Consider the following 12,322-nt stretch of genomic DNA (forward strand, 5'->3'; position numbering starts at 1 on the left):
CCGAGTGTCTACTGTGCCGTGCCCGGCGCGCCGGGTGCCGCAGCTTCGCTCAACAGGTGTTCGGCGTCGATCCGGTCGAAGTGATAGCGCTGCGCACAGAACTCGCAGACCACCTCGATCTCGTCACCGCGGGCGGCCAGTGCTGCCTCCACCTCGTCGCGGCCGAGCGAGCGCAGCATCGCCGTGACCCGCTCACGGCTGCAGCTGCAGCCGAACGCCAGCGGACGCGGCTCGAACAGGCGCACCGACTCCTCGTGGTAGAGGCGGTACAGCAGTTGCTCCGGCGCGCTGGCCAGCAGTTCCTGCGTGCCCAGGGTGGCGGTCAGGTGCACCACGCGATTCCACGCATCGTCGTCCTGCACCACGGCGTGGCCGCCCTCGCCCGGCATTTTCTGCAGCATCAGGCCGACCGCCTGCTCGCCGTCGGCGGCCAGCAGGATCCGCGCCGGCAACTGCTCGGACTTCGTGAAGTAGTCTTCCAGCGAAGCGGCCAGGTCGGCGTGGCGCAGGTCCACCAGGCCCTGGTAGCGCTGGCCGCGATCGACGTTGCCGATGGTGATGGCCATGATCGCGCCGGCCAGCGCATCCAGCGCCAGCGGCGCGGGCAGCGGTTCGTTCCAGCGCGCCAGCCCGCGCAGGCGGCCCTGGTCGCTGCACTCGGCGAACAGCAGGCGCAACGCGCCCGCGCTCTTCAGCTCGATCGACAGCGCGCCGTCGAGCTTGATCCCGCCGGTCAGCAGCGCACTGGCGGCCAGCGCCTCGCCCAGAAGGGCGTGCAGCGCCGGCGGGTAGTCGGCGCGACCGGCCACTTCGCGCCAGGCCGGCCCCAGCCGCAGCAGGGTACCGCGCACCCCGGCGCGTTCCAGCAGGAAGCGATGCAGCACGTCTTCGGCAGGCAGGTTTTCCACGGCAGCAGGTCTCCTGGAGGTCAAGCGCCACAGATGGGGGCGCCGCGGCGGCCGGACAACGTCCCTTGAACAGGCCCTTATACTGCCCGCGTCCTCCCACGCGTACCGCCATGCCTTTTCCATTCCGCCGCGCCCCGCTGCTACGTCTGCTGCGCACGCTGGCGATCCTGCTGCTGGCATGGCTGGCGCTGAGCTGGCTGGTGGTGCTGGTGCTGCGCTTCGTGCCGCCGTGGACGTCGGCGGTGATGCTGGAGCGCCAGCTCGGCGCATGGCTCCACGGCGAGAGGGATTTCCGCCTGCGCCAGCACTGGGTGCCGTGGACGCAGGTATCCAGCTGGGTGCCGCTGGCGATGGTGGCCGGCGAGGACCAGAAATTCCCCTACCACCACGGCTTCGACCTCGATTCGATCCAGGACGCGCTCGACGCCGCCGACGACGGCCGGCGCCTGCGCGGCGCCAGCACGATCAGCCAGCAGACCGCCAAGAACCTGTTCCTGTGGAACGGCCGCAGCTTCGTGCGCAAGGGGCTGGAGGCGTACTTCACCGTGCTGATCGAACTGACCTGGCCGAAGCAGCGCATCCTCGAGGTGTACATGAACATCGCCGAGCTGGGCAACGGCATCTACGGCGTGGGCGCGGCCAGCGAGGCGTACTTCCACGCCACGCCGGCGCAGCTCGGCCCGGCCCAGGCTGCCCGCCTCGCCGCGGTGCTGCCGAGCCCGCGGCGCCTGCATGCGGACCGCCCCAGCGCCTACGTGCAGCGCCGCGCGGCGTGGATCCAGCGGCAGATGTACCAGCTCGGCGGACCCGGCTACATCGAAGGCCGCACGCCGCCACGCGCCACGCACTGAGCGCGGCGCGACGGGTTCACAACTTCACTACACGCCGGCGTGGTGGCGGCGCTAGACTCGCCCCAGACGGCCCGCCCGGGCCGCTGGGAGACCCAAGCATGAGCCAGGTCAAACATCTGCTGCAGGGCAAGGGCAACGCGATCTACAGCATCGCGCCGGAGGCGCCGGTACTTGATGCGATCAAGCACATGGCCGAGCATCGGATCGGCGCGCTGCTGGTGATGCGCGGCGAGCAGCTGGTCGGCGTCATGTCCGAACGCGACTACGCGCGCAAGGTGATCCTGCAGGGCCGTTCCTCGTCGCAGACCGCCGTGTCCGACATCATGAGCGGCCCCCCTCTGACCGTGAGCCCGGACACCGACGTGTTCGACTGCATGCGCCTGTGCACCGACAGCCGCATCCGTCACCTGCCGGTGGTGCACGACGGCAAGGTAGTCGGCGTGATCTCGATCGGCGACCTGGTCAAGGCGGTGATCGACGCACAGGCCGAGCAGATCGAGCACCTGCAGCGTTACATCACGAGCTGAGACGCGGGCTTCGGGAAAGCATCGGCTCACGCCGATGCTTTCGCCGCCTTGTCCACGGGTGCCTGCTCGTCCGGCGCCAGGTCCGGCGACCAGCCGGCACGCCGGGACACCATTACGGCCAGCGCAGCGACGCCGGCACCGGCCAAGGCCAGGCCGGCCACGCCCCAGCCCAGCAGGCGCAGGCCGCTCACCGCGCTGGTCACCACCACGTCGCCGAAGCGCCACACCGCGGTTTCCACGAAGTTCTTGCCCTTGTAGCGCGTCTCGCGCGGCACCCGCGTATACAGCGCATCCACCGCGGGCTTGGTCATGCCGTAGGCGAAGCCGCGCGTGATCACCTGCATCACGGCCAGCAGCGGCACGCTGTAGCTGAAGAACGCAAAGCTCCCGCCACCGATCAACGCCACCCCGGCCAGCAAGGCCAGATTCACCAGCGACGGGACGACCAGTCCCCAGCCCGCGCCGCGACGCACCAGCAGCCACGGCGTCACGCTCAACTGCAACACTGCACCGAGCAGATTGGTGGCCAGGTCGAGATTGCTGTAGAACAACGTGCGCGCGACCGTGCTGGTGAAATGCGCCTTGGCATAGTCCGCCACCAGCGCATAGGCCAGCGTGCCGATGCCATCGCCGAACAACATCAGCAAAGCCATGTAGCGCAGGAAAGGACGCGACCAGAGCTGCCTGAGGCCGGCCCACAGCGAGCCGCCGATCGCCGCCTCGCCAGCGCTGCCCGGCTGCTGATCGTGTTGCGCGGAAAGCCGCAGCAAAAGCGTCAGCGAGAGAGTCAGCGCGCACGCAGAAACCACCAACAACGGCGCCACCCCGATCAGCTGCGTCAGCAGCTTGGTCACCAGCGGACCGAAGACCGCGCCGGCCATGCCGCCCAATGCGATCAGCGAAAACACCCGCCGTGCCTCCGCGCTGGAGAAAATGTCGGCCATGAAGCTCCAGAACAGCGACACCACGAACAGGTTGAACACGCTGGCCCAGACGAAGAACAGCACGCCCAGCTCGCGCGCGCCGATGCGCTCCTGCGCCATGAACGCGGGCACGAAGGCGAGCAGGCACAAAATGAAGAAGCTGTAGCTCCAGCCGAGCAATTGTCTGCGCGGGAAGCGCGCCACCAGCATGCCGAACAGCGGCGTCAGCAGCAGCATCACCACGAACACCGCGCCGTAGAACAGCGGCAGCGACTGCGAGCCGACCGCACCGCTCAGCTGGCCCATGACTGGCCGGATGATGTAGTACGAAGTCATCACGAAGAAGAACGCCAGCGCGGACAGCATCGGCGCGGCGGCTTGTTCCACTGGCAGCGGGCGGGGCAAACTCACGGGTACATCCGGCGTGGGGCGCGGCAAGCCTAGCACGCGGTCACGCTCATTCCGTCACGCACGGGGGACGCCTTGAACCACTACGACTACATCATCGTCGGCGCCGGCTCGGCCGGCTGCGTGCTGGCCCACCGGCTCAGCGCCGATCCGGCCACGCGCGTGCTGCTGCTGGAAGCCGGCCCCGCAGACTGGAACCCGCTGATCCACATGCCCGCCGGCATCGCGCGGCTGGCCAACAACCGCGCGCTCAACTGGAACTACCGCACCGAGCCGGAACCGGCGCTCGGCCAGCGCCGGCTGTGGTGGCCACGCGGCAAGACCCTCGGCGGTTCGAGTTCGATCAACGCGATGTGCTACATCCGCGGCGTGGCGGCCGACTACGACGGCTGGGCCGAAGCCAGCGGCGACCCGCGCTGGTCGTGGCGCGAGGTGCTGCCGTGGTTCCTGCGCAGCGAGGACAACAGCCGCGGCGCCGGCGCGCTGCACGGCGCCGGCGGCCCGCTCGGCGTCGCCGACCTGCGCCACCGCAACGTGCTGTCGGAAGCGCTGCTCGACGCGGCCGCGAGCGCCGGCTTCGCACGCAACGACGACTTCAACGGCGAGCGACAGGCCGGCTTCGGGCTGTACCAGGTGACCCAGCGCGACGGCGCACGCTGCTCGTCGGCCACGGCGTTCCTGAAGCCGGTGCGCCGGCGCGCGAACCTCGACGTGCGCACGCATGCGCTGGTCGAGCGCGTGCTGATCGAGCACGGCCGCGCGGTCGGCGTGCAGTTGCGCCGCGGCCGGCACGACGCCGAGCGGATCGCGGCGGGCGAGGTGATCCTCGCCGGCGGTGCGATCAATTCGCCGCAGCTGCTGATGCTGTCCGGACTCGGCCCGGCCGACCACCTGCGCGAGCACGGCATCGCGGTGCTCGCCGACCTGCCCGACGTCGGCGCCCACCTGCAGGACCACCTGGACATCTGCACGCTCGACGGCAACCCGAGCCGCGTCAGCTACGACCACCTCAACGAACTGGCCGCCGGCTGGCGCTGGCTGCGCCACCGCGACGGGCCGGGCAGCTCCAACGTGGCCGAGGCCGGCGGCTTCGTGCGCAGCCGCTACGCCGCCGATGCACGCTGCGACCTGCAGTTCCACTTCGTGCCCGCGCTGCTCGACGACCACGGCCGCCATCGCCTGCCTGGCTACGGCTACACCTTGCACGCCTGCCATCTGCACCCGCGCAGCCGCGGCCGGCTGCGCCTGCACTCGGCCGATCCGGCGCAGCCGATCGCGATCCACGCCAATTACCTGGGCGACCCGGAAGGCCACGACCTGAAGATGATGATCGAGGCGGCGCGACTGTCGCGCGAGATCCTCGACCAGGCCGCGTTCGCGCCCTACCGCGGCGCGCCGGTGTTCCCCGAACGGCGCATCGCCAGCGACGCCGAGTACGTCGACTTCATCCGGCGCAAGGCCGAAACCATCTACCACCCGGTCGGCACCTGCCGCATGGGCAAGGACGATCGCGCTGTGGTCGACAGCGAGCTGCGCGTGCGCGGCGTGGATGGGCTGCGCGTGGTGGACGCCTCGGTGATGCCCACCCTGCCGACCGGCAACACCAACGCACCCACCATCATGATCGCCGAGCGGGCGAGTGCGTTGATTGCGGGAGGGAACGGCGGGAGTCAAGTGGCGACTTGACCCCCTCCGTCCTCTCCCAGCGGCAGCGGGCAATGCAGGCTGGCGCAGATCACCCGCAACAATTCGGCCTCCTCCACGCTGACCTGGCCGTCGGCGTGGACCGCGCGCAGCAAGGCCTGGATCACCAGCTCCTTGGCCATCGGGCTCAGGCCGTCCAGATCGTCCAGCGCGCGCTCGAACGGTGCCTGCCAGGCCGCCGGCGGCGGCGTCCAGTCGATCGCCTCGCCGGGGAACGCCTGCTGCATCGCCAGCAGCCAGGCGCGCCTTGCGCTGGCCTCGTCCGAGCAGCCGGCCGCGGCGACGATGGCACAGACCAGGATCACGCTGTCGCGCGCCGCCGGAAGCTTCTTCACGCCGTCGACCGGTGCACGGCGCGGCGAACTTGCCTCGCTCAGGTGAATGCGCAGCAGCCGTGCCAGGCAGTACTCGTTGATGTCGACCCGGCCATCCACCTTGACCAGCTCGTCCAGCGCGCGCAACAAAGTCTGCTGGCGTCCGTCGGGCAATTGCTTGAGCGCGGGAAACGCCAGCGCGACCAGCGGCAGGCGCGCGATCGGCGCCAAGGCGGCCAGGGCGGAAGCCTGCGCCTGCACGGCGCGCTGCACGTCGTCGCCAAAGGCATCGGCGACGATCCGGCGCTGCGCCGGCTGCAGCTCCGCCTTCAAGGACAGCGCCAGCGCCAGCATCACCGTCAGCGCGGACTCGGGCTGCTGCACGGCTTCGCTCAGGCTCGCCGGCATCGCCTGCTGCACGGTCGCGGCACGCCGGAACGCCGGCGCGGCCGCGGCCACGCCGCCGGCCAGCACGCCCGTCAGGATCGGTGGCAACGGCAACCCCGGCACGCCTGAGGCGGCGGCCGGGCCGTTCGCCTGCGCAGGCGGCGCCGCTTCGCGCTGCATCCCCGCCGCCATGCGTGCCAGGTCAGCCTCCTTGAAGCCAGGCTGCAGCGTTCGAATGCGCTCGAGCAAGGGCGGATGGGTAGCGAACAGCGCATTGAAACTGCCTGCCTCGCCGAACAGCATGTGCGCCACTTCCTGCCTGTTCGCCACCTGCAAGGCGGAGCCTTCGGCGTTGATCGCGATCTTCTTCAACGCACCGGCGAGGCCATCGGTCTGGCGGGTGAACTGCACCGCCGAGGCGTCCGCCAGCGCTTCGCGCGAGCGCGCCACCGCGGCCTGGATCAGGCGTGCGAAGAAGTAGCCGATGTAGCCGACCACCATCAGCGCCGCACCGATCAGCAGCACCTGGCCGCCGCTGCCCCGGCGACTGCCGCGGCCGCCACCGAACTGGAGCACCTTGCGCCCCACGACCGCCAGCACCAGGATGCCGAACAGCAGGCCCATCAGGCGGATGTTGAGCCGCATGTCGCCGTTCAGCACATGGCTGAACTCGTGCGCGATCACGCCTTGCAGTTCGTCACGCGTGAGGTTGTCCAGGCAGCCCTGGGTCACGCACACCGCCGCGTCGGAGGCGGAGTAACCGGCGGCGAAGGCGTTGATGCCCGCCTCGTCGGCCATCAGGTAGATGTCCGGCACCGGCACACCGGAGGCGATCGCGACCTCCTCGATCACGTTGCGCAGCTGGCGCAGCTGCGGGTCGCGGGTATCCGCCGGCACCGCCACCGCGCCGACGCTTTCAGCGACGGCCTTGCCGCCGCCGGACAGGCTCATGATGCGGAACAGCGAGCCGAGTCCGATCCCGGCGATCACCGCGCCGCTGCTGGCGAGGAGCAGCGGCAGGTTCGACGCGGCCGGCTCGCCGGCGGCCGGATGGTGGCCGAAGGCAAGCCACGCCGCCGCGTCGATCGCCGCCACGATCGCCACCACCGCCAGTACGAACAGCGCCACCAGCCGCCGGCTGCTGCCGCGCACGCGCGCCTGTTGCGCAAAGAAATCCATGCAAACTCCCGGAGTGCGCCGCGGCATGCACCGCGACGCGGCGGCGATCAGCCGAAGGAGACCTTCGGCGCGTCGCGCACGGCCGGATTGTCGATCGCGAGCGGCTCGGCGGCGGCGAAGCCGAAGCCGTTCGCCACGAACGACGCGGGAAAGACCTCGCGCCGGTTGTTGTAGGTCAGCACTGCATCGTTATAGGCCTGCCGCGCGAACGCCACCCGATTCTCGGTGGAGGTCAGCTCTTCGGAGAGCTGCATCATGGTCTGGTTCGCCTTCAGGTCGGGGTACGCCTCCTGCAGCGCAAACAAATGGCCCAGCGTCTGGGTCAAGGCGTTTTCGCTGCTGGCCAGCTGCTGCATCGCGGCCGGGTCGCCCGGGTTGGCCTTCGCGCCGGCCAGTTCGTTGACCGCCGCGTTGCGTGCCTGCACCACGGCTTCGAGGGTCCCGCGCTCGTGCGCCAGGTAGCCCTTGGCCGTCTCGACCAGGTTCGGAATCAGGTCGTGGCGACGGGTGAGCTGCACGTCGATCTGCGCGAACGCGTTCTTGTAGCCGTTGCGCGAAGTGACCAGTCCGTTGTAGATCGCCACGAAGTACAAGACAATCAGAACGACGACTATCAGGAAGATGATCAGACCCATCGTCAAGCTCTCCACCCCAAGGCGCATCCCCACGCCGGAACCACGCCAGAATACCATGCAGTTTCAGAAGATCTTCCTGCTGATCGCCGGCACCCTGGGGCTGGCTTGCACGCCGCTCCGCGCCGCCGCATCACCCGCCTCCCCGGCACCCGCCATGCTGTCGATCAGTGTCGACACCGCGCCGCAGCAACTGCCGCCGGCACGCGTCAAGCAGACCCTCGCGGACTACCAGCGCTGGTTGAACCGTCTCGCCCAGCGCGACGCGGTGGCCGGCCTGGCCACCGCGGTGGTGATCGACGGCAAGGTGGTGTTCGAGGGCACCGTCGGCTATGCCGACACCGCCACCAAGCAGCCGATCAAGCCGGACACCGTGTTCCGCCTCGCCTCGCTGTCCAAGGCATTCGCCACCGCCATCGCCGGCCTGCTGGTCGACGACGGCAAGCTGGACTGGAACACCAAGCTGGTCGACGTGCTGCCGTACTTCAAGCTGAAGGACATGCAGGCCGCCGCGCAGGCCACCGTCGGCGACATCCTGGGGCAGCGGCTGGGCCTGCCGCGCAACACCTACGACAACATGCTCGAAGGCGACACTTCGTACGAAGAGCTGGTGCGCAAGCTGGACGAGGTCGACATGATCTGCGGCGTGGGCCAGTGCTACGGCTACCAGAACGTCGCCTTCAGCATGATCGGCGACGTGGTGCTCGCCCGCACCGGCGACTTCTTCTATCACCAGGTCGACAAGCGCATCTTCTATCCGCTGGGCATGACCACCGCCAGCTACGGCCGGGCCGCGCTGGAATCCAGCAAGAGCTGGGCGCGCCCGCACCGTGCCACCAGCCGGGGCTGGGTGCCGTTCGATCCGAGCGAGACCTACTACCGGGTCGCGCCGGCGGCCGGCGTCAACGCGAGCCTGCGCGACATGGAGAAGTGGCTGATCGCACAGATGGGCGGTCGCCAGGACGTGCTGCCCACCTCCTTGCTGGACACGTTGCACACGCCCGGCGTCGCCACCCCCAGCGAACTGTACGCCACCGCCTGGCGTCGCGGGCGGCTGAGCGGCGCGTACTACGGACTCGGCTGGCGGGTCTACGAATACGGCGGCGAAACGCTGATCTATCACGCCGGCGCCGTGGCGGGCTATCGCACCATGATCGGCTTCTTCCCGAAATACCGCGCCGGCGTGGTCACCCTGTGGAACTCCACCGGCCCCACACCCAGCGGATTGATGCCGATGGTGTTCGACGACCTGCTGGGCCTGCCGCACGTCGACTGGGCCAACCTCGAGAGCCCCGCCAAGCCGGTGGCGCAACCCCGGGCGAAGGCCAAGGCGAAACCACGCGTGCATCGCCGCACGCCGCGGCACCGCTGAGCCGCCGCCCAAAAGAAGGGCGGCGCATGCGAAACATGCGCCGCCCGGGTTGCCACGCTCACGCTCCGATCAGAGCTTGAACTCGATCCGCTGCTGCTTGACGCTGGAAACGGCCACGCCATCCTTCATCGCCGGGTTGAAGCGGTAACGCTCCACCGCATCGACCGCGGCGCGGTCGAAGACATGCCGCGGCTGCGATTCGACCACCTTCACGTCGCTGGTCCTGCCGTCCGGATCGACCGTGAACGACACCACCACCCAGCCTTCCTGGCGGGCGCGCATCGCGGCCGTGGGATAGCGGGCGGCCGCGCCCTTCACCAGCACCGCCGCCGTGGTCCCGCCTGCCGCCGTGCCGCCGCCGTCCGCCGCAGCGGAGGCGCCGCCATCCGCCGCCGACTGCTGACGCGGCTGCTGCGCGACGCGCGACTGCTCCGTCTTCTGCTGCGCGGCCAGCTGTGCCTTCTGCTGCTCGGCCAGCTGATCCGCCGCCAGCTTGTCCGCCGCGGCTTTCTGGGCGGCCAGCTGTGCGGCCTTTTCCTGATCGACGGCCTGCTGTTGCTGCTTGTCCAGCGTCTTGCGCTGGGCATCCAGTTTGGAGCGGAGGATGGTCAGCGTGAAGTTGGCCGGATCGGCCTTCGCCAGCAGCTCGATCTGGCGCTGTGCCTCGCCGAGGTCACGCGAGTTGATCGCCTGCTCGGCCGAACTGGCCGCGAACGGGAACGTCTCGCGCAACGCGTCGGAGGCCACCTTGTTGCCGGGCTCCTTTTCCAGCACGCGCAGATAGAACTCGAACGCGTTGTTGCCGGCCGGTGCCAGGTAGCGCTGCTCGTTCATCGCGGTGCGCGCCTCGGCGAGCAACTGGTTGAGATCCATCGCGGCCACATTGGCCGGCGGCGGCGGCGCCGCCCGCGTCGCGGTGGAAACCGGTGTGGACGGATGACCGCCCGAGTCGGCCATGATCAGGTCCTGGTGCGGCTTGATGATCAGGAACCACGCACCCACGGCGAGCAAGGCGAAGATGGCGATGATGGCAATGACCAGGGGCCGGACGGCCCCACGCGCATGCCGACGCGTATCAAGTATGTATCGGGTATCCATGGTCTCTCACTGAGTGTCGACAGATACCCGCGCTTTTTCCCCCTGTCGATCCAGGAGCGGCGAATCCCCCGGATTCACCGCGGCGCGGATGTGCAGAAGGTAACTCCAATGGCGAAGCACGGCAAATCATGCGCAAGGTCACGCTACCGGCCGGAAATCTGTTCCAGGCAGGCATCGTCGCGACCTTCGGAAAACGGCACGCTCGGGGTGGGCGGCGAAAGGCAACGCGGGCACGCCGCCGGTTGCGCGCACGGATATTCCACCCCCTGAAACGAAGCGTCCCGGCCAGGCCGGGACGAAGGCTTCTCGAAGTGCTCTCCCCGCGCTGGGCACCGCGGGGAGAGAAGTCGATGGCTTGTCTTATTGTGGGGTGTCGCGTGTCGCCTTACTTCTTCGCTTTGGCCTTCGCGGTCTTGGTGGCCTTCACCACCTTGGCCGGTGCAGCTTTCTTGGCGGCGGCCTTCTTCGGCGCAGCCTTCTTCGCGACCTTCTTCACGGCAGCTTTCTTGGCGGCCGCCGGCTTCTTGGCGGCAGCTTTCTTGGCGGCCGGCTTCCTGGCGGCAGCCTTCTTGGCGGCCGGCTTCTTGGCAACCGGCTTCTTGGCGGCGGCCTTCTTCACGGCGGGTTTCTTGGCGGCGGCCTTCTTGGCGGCCGGTTTCTTTGCAGCGGATTTCTTGGCAGTGGCCATGGTTCGTCTCAGCTCCTCATCAGTTGGCAGTGGTTGCCCAGTAAAAGCGTGCAGGAACGCTTCGACCAACACATCACTGTTGGTAGCGTGCCGAAGATTGTTCACTTGACGGTGGGTGCGCAAATCAGAAAGCCGCCGCAGCACATGCAGCGGAATCGAGACGGTGATCTTGCGTACTGCATTGGCCTTTTCACCGTGCTCGACATACGGCTTGATGAATTTCGTTGTCGCCATAAAACGCATTCCCCGTGATCTGTTGCGAAAGCTATCCCCGAAGATTTCGCCTGTCAATTGATTTCAGTCATCAATTCCACCCGCTTGCAGCCGCCCCAAACCGCCCCGAGGCCTGCCGCAACAAGGCTTTCGGGGCATTTGCACGATTCATCGAATAGACGTCTGGACGTCCATACGATATTTTCAAGAAAATCTTTGTACCCCTTGAAACCGTTGGTACACAACGATTTCAAGACATGCAGCCATGGCGTACCGGAAAATGAGCATCGCACGGCGCCATTCGCGCGAGGCGCGTTCCGAGCCGCCGGCAGGTGGCCTGCAGATGAACGGAACACGACTGAAACCACCCGGACCCGCGTTCCGACGCAGGCAAAAAAAATCCCTCGCCCACCCTGCCCTCGCCCCGGCGACGGCGCGAACGAAACGCGCGGCGGCGTCGGGCACTCGTCGCCGAGGCGCTCGCTCGACGTCATGCCGGACACGTCGCGTCGACGAAGGCGCGCCTGCGCGACGCCGGCTGCACGCACGCCGCGGACAGCAAGTCGCCGTCGCAAAAACGCCGCCGGCCGCACTGGGCGGCCGGCAAGGTCGAACCTGATCGCGTGCGAGGTCAGTGGTCTTCGTTCTCGACCAGTTCCTCGTAGTCGTTCGCGTCGAGCAGCTCGTCGAGCTCGCCGCGATCGCTGGGACGCACCAGGAAGATCCAGCCTTCGCCGAACGCGTCCTCGTTGATGGTCTCAGGCTTGTCGTTGAGCAGCTCGTTGACCGCGACGACCTCGCCGGACACCGGCGAGTAGATGTCCGAGGCAGCCTTCACCGACTCCACCACGGCCGCACCGGCACCCGCCTTCACCGCGGAGCCGACTTCGGGCAGCTCGACGTAGACCAGGTCGCCGAGCTGGTCTTGCGCGTGGTCGGAGATGCCCACCCGGACCAGGCCGTCGTCTTCGGCGCGGGCCCACTCGTGGGACTTGAGGAATTTCAGATCGCCGGGAATCTCGCTCATGATCGGGGTCCAGTCGTTGGGTTGGGTCGGGTTACAGGCGGTGATTCTAGCCACATCCGCCGTTGGAAAAACGTGTCATGCCGGGCGTCGC

Annotated in this window: 12 protein-coding genes; 4 read left to right on the top strand and 8 right to left on the bottom strand. The window is 68.4% G+C overall.

The window, feature by feature from the left end; all coding sequences use genetic code 11:
* Positions 1-8: 8 nt before the first annotated feature.
* Positions 9-908, bottom strand: coding sequence for an Hsp33 family molecular chaperone HslO (locus tag RHOOR92_RS0118015; protein WP_007510848.1), 900 nt, complete (start codon positions 906-908; stop codon positions 9-11).
* A gap of 110 nt (positions 909-1,018) precedes the next feature.
* On the opposite strand from RHOOR92_RS0118015, the gene mtgA reads away from it, so the two are divergent.
* A complete protein-coding gene (gene mtgA, locus RHOOR92_RS0118020) occupies positions 1,019-1,759 on the top strand; it encodes a monofunctional biosynthetic peptidoglycan transglycosylase (protein WP_027490881.1) in 741 nt (246 codons plus the stop codon).
* A gap of 98 nt (positions 1,760-1,857) precedes the next feature.
* A complete protein-coding gene (locus RHOOR92_RS0118025) occupies positions 1,858-2,286 on the top strand; it encodes a CBS domain-containing protein (protein ID WP_007510852.1) in 429 nt (142 codons plus the stop codon).
* Positions 2,287-2,312: 26 nt separating this feature from the next.
* On the opposite strand, the gene RHOOR92_RS0118030 is transcribed toward RHOOR92_RS0118025, so the two are convergent.
* Positions 2,313-3,575: an MFS transporter gene (locus tag RHOOR92_RS0118030; protein WP_027490882.1), complete on the bottom strand. Its 1,263-nt coding sequence runs from the start codon at positions 3,573-3,575 to the stop codon at positions 2,313-2,315.
* 117 nt (positions 3,576-3,692) lie between these two features.
* Here RHOOR92_RS0118030 and RHOOR92_RS0118035 point away from each other — a divergent pair, with 117 nt between their 5' ends.
* Positions 3,693-5,303: a choline dehydrogenase gene (locus tag RHOOR92_RS0118035; RefSeq protein ID WP_027490883.1), complete on the top strand. Its 1,611-nt coding sequence runs from the start codon at positions 3,693-3,695 to the stop codon at positions 5,301-5,303.
* Here the strand turns inward: RHOOR92_RS0118035 and RHOOR92_RS0118040 are convergent.
* Positions 5,288-7,201 (bottom strand): M48 family metallopeptidase, encoded by a 1,914-nt coding sequence (locus RHOOR92_RS0118040; protein ID WP_027490884.1) that lies wholly within the window; start codon positions 7,199-7,201, stop codon positions 5,288-5,290. The genes RHOOR92_RS0118035 and RHOOR92_RS0118040 overlap by 16 nt on opposite strands.
* A gap of 47 nt (positions 7,202-7,248) precedes the next feature.
* Positions 7,249-7,836 (bottom strand): LemA family protein, encoded by a 588-nt coding sequence (locus RHOOR92_RS0118045; RefSeq protein ID WP_027485625.1) that lies wholly within the window; start codon positions 7,834-7,836, stop codon positions 7,249-7,251.
* 55 nt (positions 7,837-7,891) lie between these two features.
* On the opposite strand from RHOOR92_RS0118045, the gene RHOOR92_RS0118050 reads away from it, so the two are divergent.
* Positions 7,892-9,205 (top strand): serine hydrolase domain-containing protein, encoded by a 1,314-nt coding sequence (locus RHOOR92_RS0118050; RefSeq protein ID WP_027485624.1) that lies wholly within the window; start codon positions 7,892-7,894, stop codon positions 9,203-9,205.
* Between the two features lie 69 nt (positions 9,206-9,274).
* Here RHOOR92_RS0118050 and RHOOR92_RS0118055 read toward each other — a convergent pair whose 3' ends face one another.
* From RHOOR92_RS0118055 to gcvH, 4 genes are all read right to left on the bottom strand, one after another.
* Positions 9,275-10,303, bottom strand: a complete 1,029-nt coding sequence (locus RHOOR92_RS0118055; RefSeq protein WP_007510865.1) for an energy transducer TonB — start codon at positions 10,301-10,303, stop codon at positions 9,275-9,277.
* 385 nt (positions 10,304-10,688) lie between these two features.
* The gene (gene metJ, locus RHOOR92_RS20060; RefSeq protein WP_081491641.1) at positions 10,689-11,225 is read right to left on the bottom strand and encodes a met regulon transcriptional regulator MetJ; all 537 of its coding nucleotides are present in this window, start codon (positions 11,223-11,225) and stop codon (positions 10,689-10,691) included.
* A gap of 53 nt (positions 11,226-11,278) precedes the next feature.
* Entirely contained in the window at positions 11,279-11,698 is a 420-nt protein-coding gene (locus RHOOR92_RS19780; RefSeq protein WP_155950271.1) for a hypothetical protein, read from the bottom strand.
* A 137-nt stretch (positions 11,699-11,835) separates the two neighbouring features.
* The gene (gene gcvH, locus RHOOR92_RS0118065) at positions 11,836-12,231 is read right to left on the bottom strand and encodes a glycine cleavage system protein GcvH (protein ID WP_007510870.1); all 396 of its coding nucleotides are present in this window, start codon (positions 12,229-12,231) and stop codon (positions 11,836-11,838) included.
* Positions 12,232-12,322: the final 91 nt, after the last annotated feature.

Origin of the sequence: Rhodanobacter sp. OR92 (assembly GCF_000427545.1) — a bacterium.
GTDB lineage: Bacteria > Pseudomonadota > Gammaproteobacteria > Xanthomonadales > Rhodanobacteraceae > Rhodanobacter > Rhodanobacter denitrificans.

Coding starts and splice junctions, on each gene's coding strand:
- mtgA (WP_027490881.1), top strand. CDS start 1,019: ATGCCTTTTCCATTCCGCCGCGCCCCGCTGCTACGTCTGCTGCGCACG.
- RHOOR92_RS0118025 (WP_007510852.1), top strand. CDS start 1,858: ATGAGCCAGGTCAAACATCTGCTGCAGGGCAAGGGCAACGCGATCTAC.
- RHOOR92_RS0118030 (WP_027490882.1), bottom strand. CDS start 3,575: ATGCTGTCCGCGCTGGCGTTCTTCTTCGTGATGACTTCGTACTACATC.
- RHOOR92_RS0118040 (WP_027490884.1), bottom strand. CDS start 7,201: ATGGATTTCTTTGCGCAACAGGCGCGCGTGCGCGGCAGCAGCCGGCGG.
- RHOOR92_RS0118045 (WP_027485625.1), bottom strand. CDS start 7,836: ATGGGTCTGATCATCTTCCTGATAGTCGTCGTTCTGATTGTCTTGTAC.
- RHOOR92_RS0118050 (WP_027485624.1), top strand. CDS start 7,892: ATGCAGTTTCAGAAGATCTTCCTGCTGATCGCCGGCACCCTGGGGCTG.
- RHOOR92_RS0118055 (WP_007510865.1), bottom strand. CDS start 10,303: ATGGATACCCGATACATACTTGATACGCGTCGGCATGCGCGTGGGGCC.
- metJ (WP_081491641.1), bottom strand. CDS start 11,225: ATGGCGACAACGAAATTCATCAAGCCGTATGTCGAGCACGGTGAAAAG.
- RHOOR92_RS19780 (WP_155950271.1), bottom strand. CDS start 11,698: ATGACGTCGAGCGAGCGCCTCGGCGACGAGTGCCCGACGCCGCCGCGC.
- gcvH (WP_007510870.1), bottom strand. CDS start 12,231: ATGAGCGAGATTCCCGGCGATCTGAAATTCCTCAAGTCCCACGAGTGG.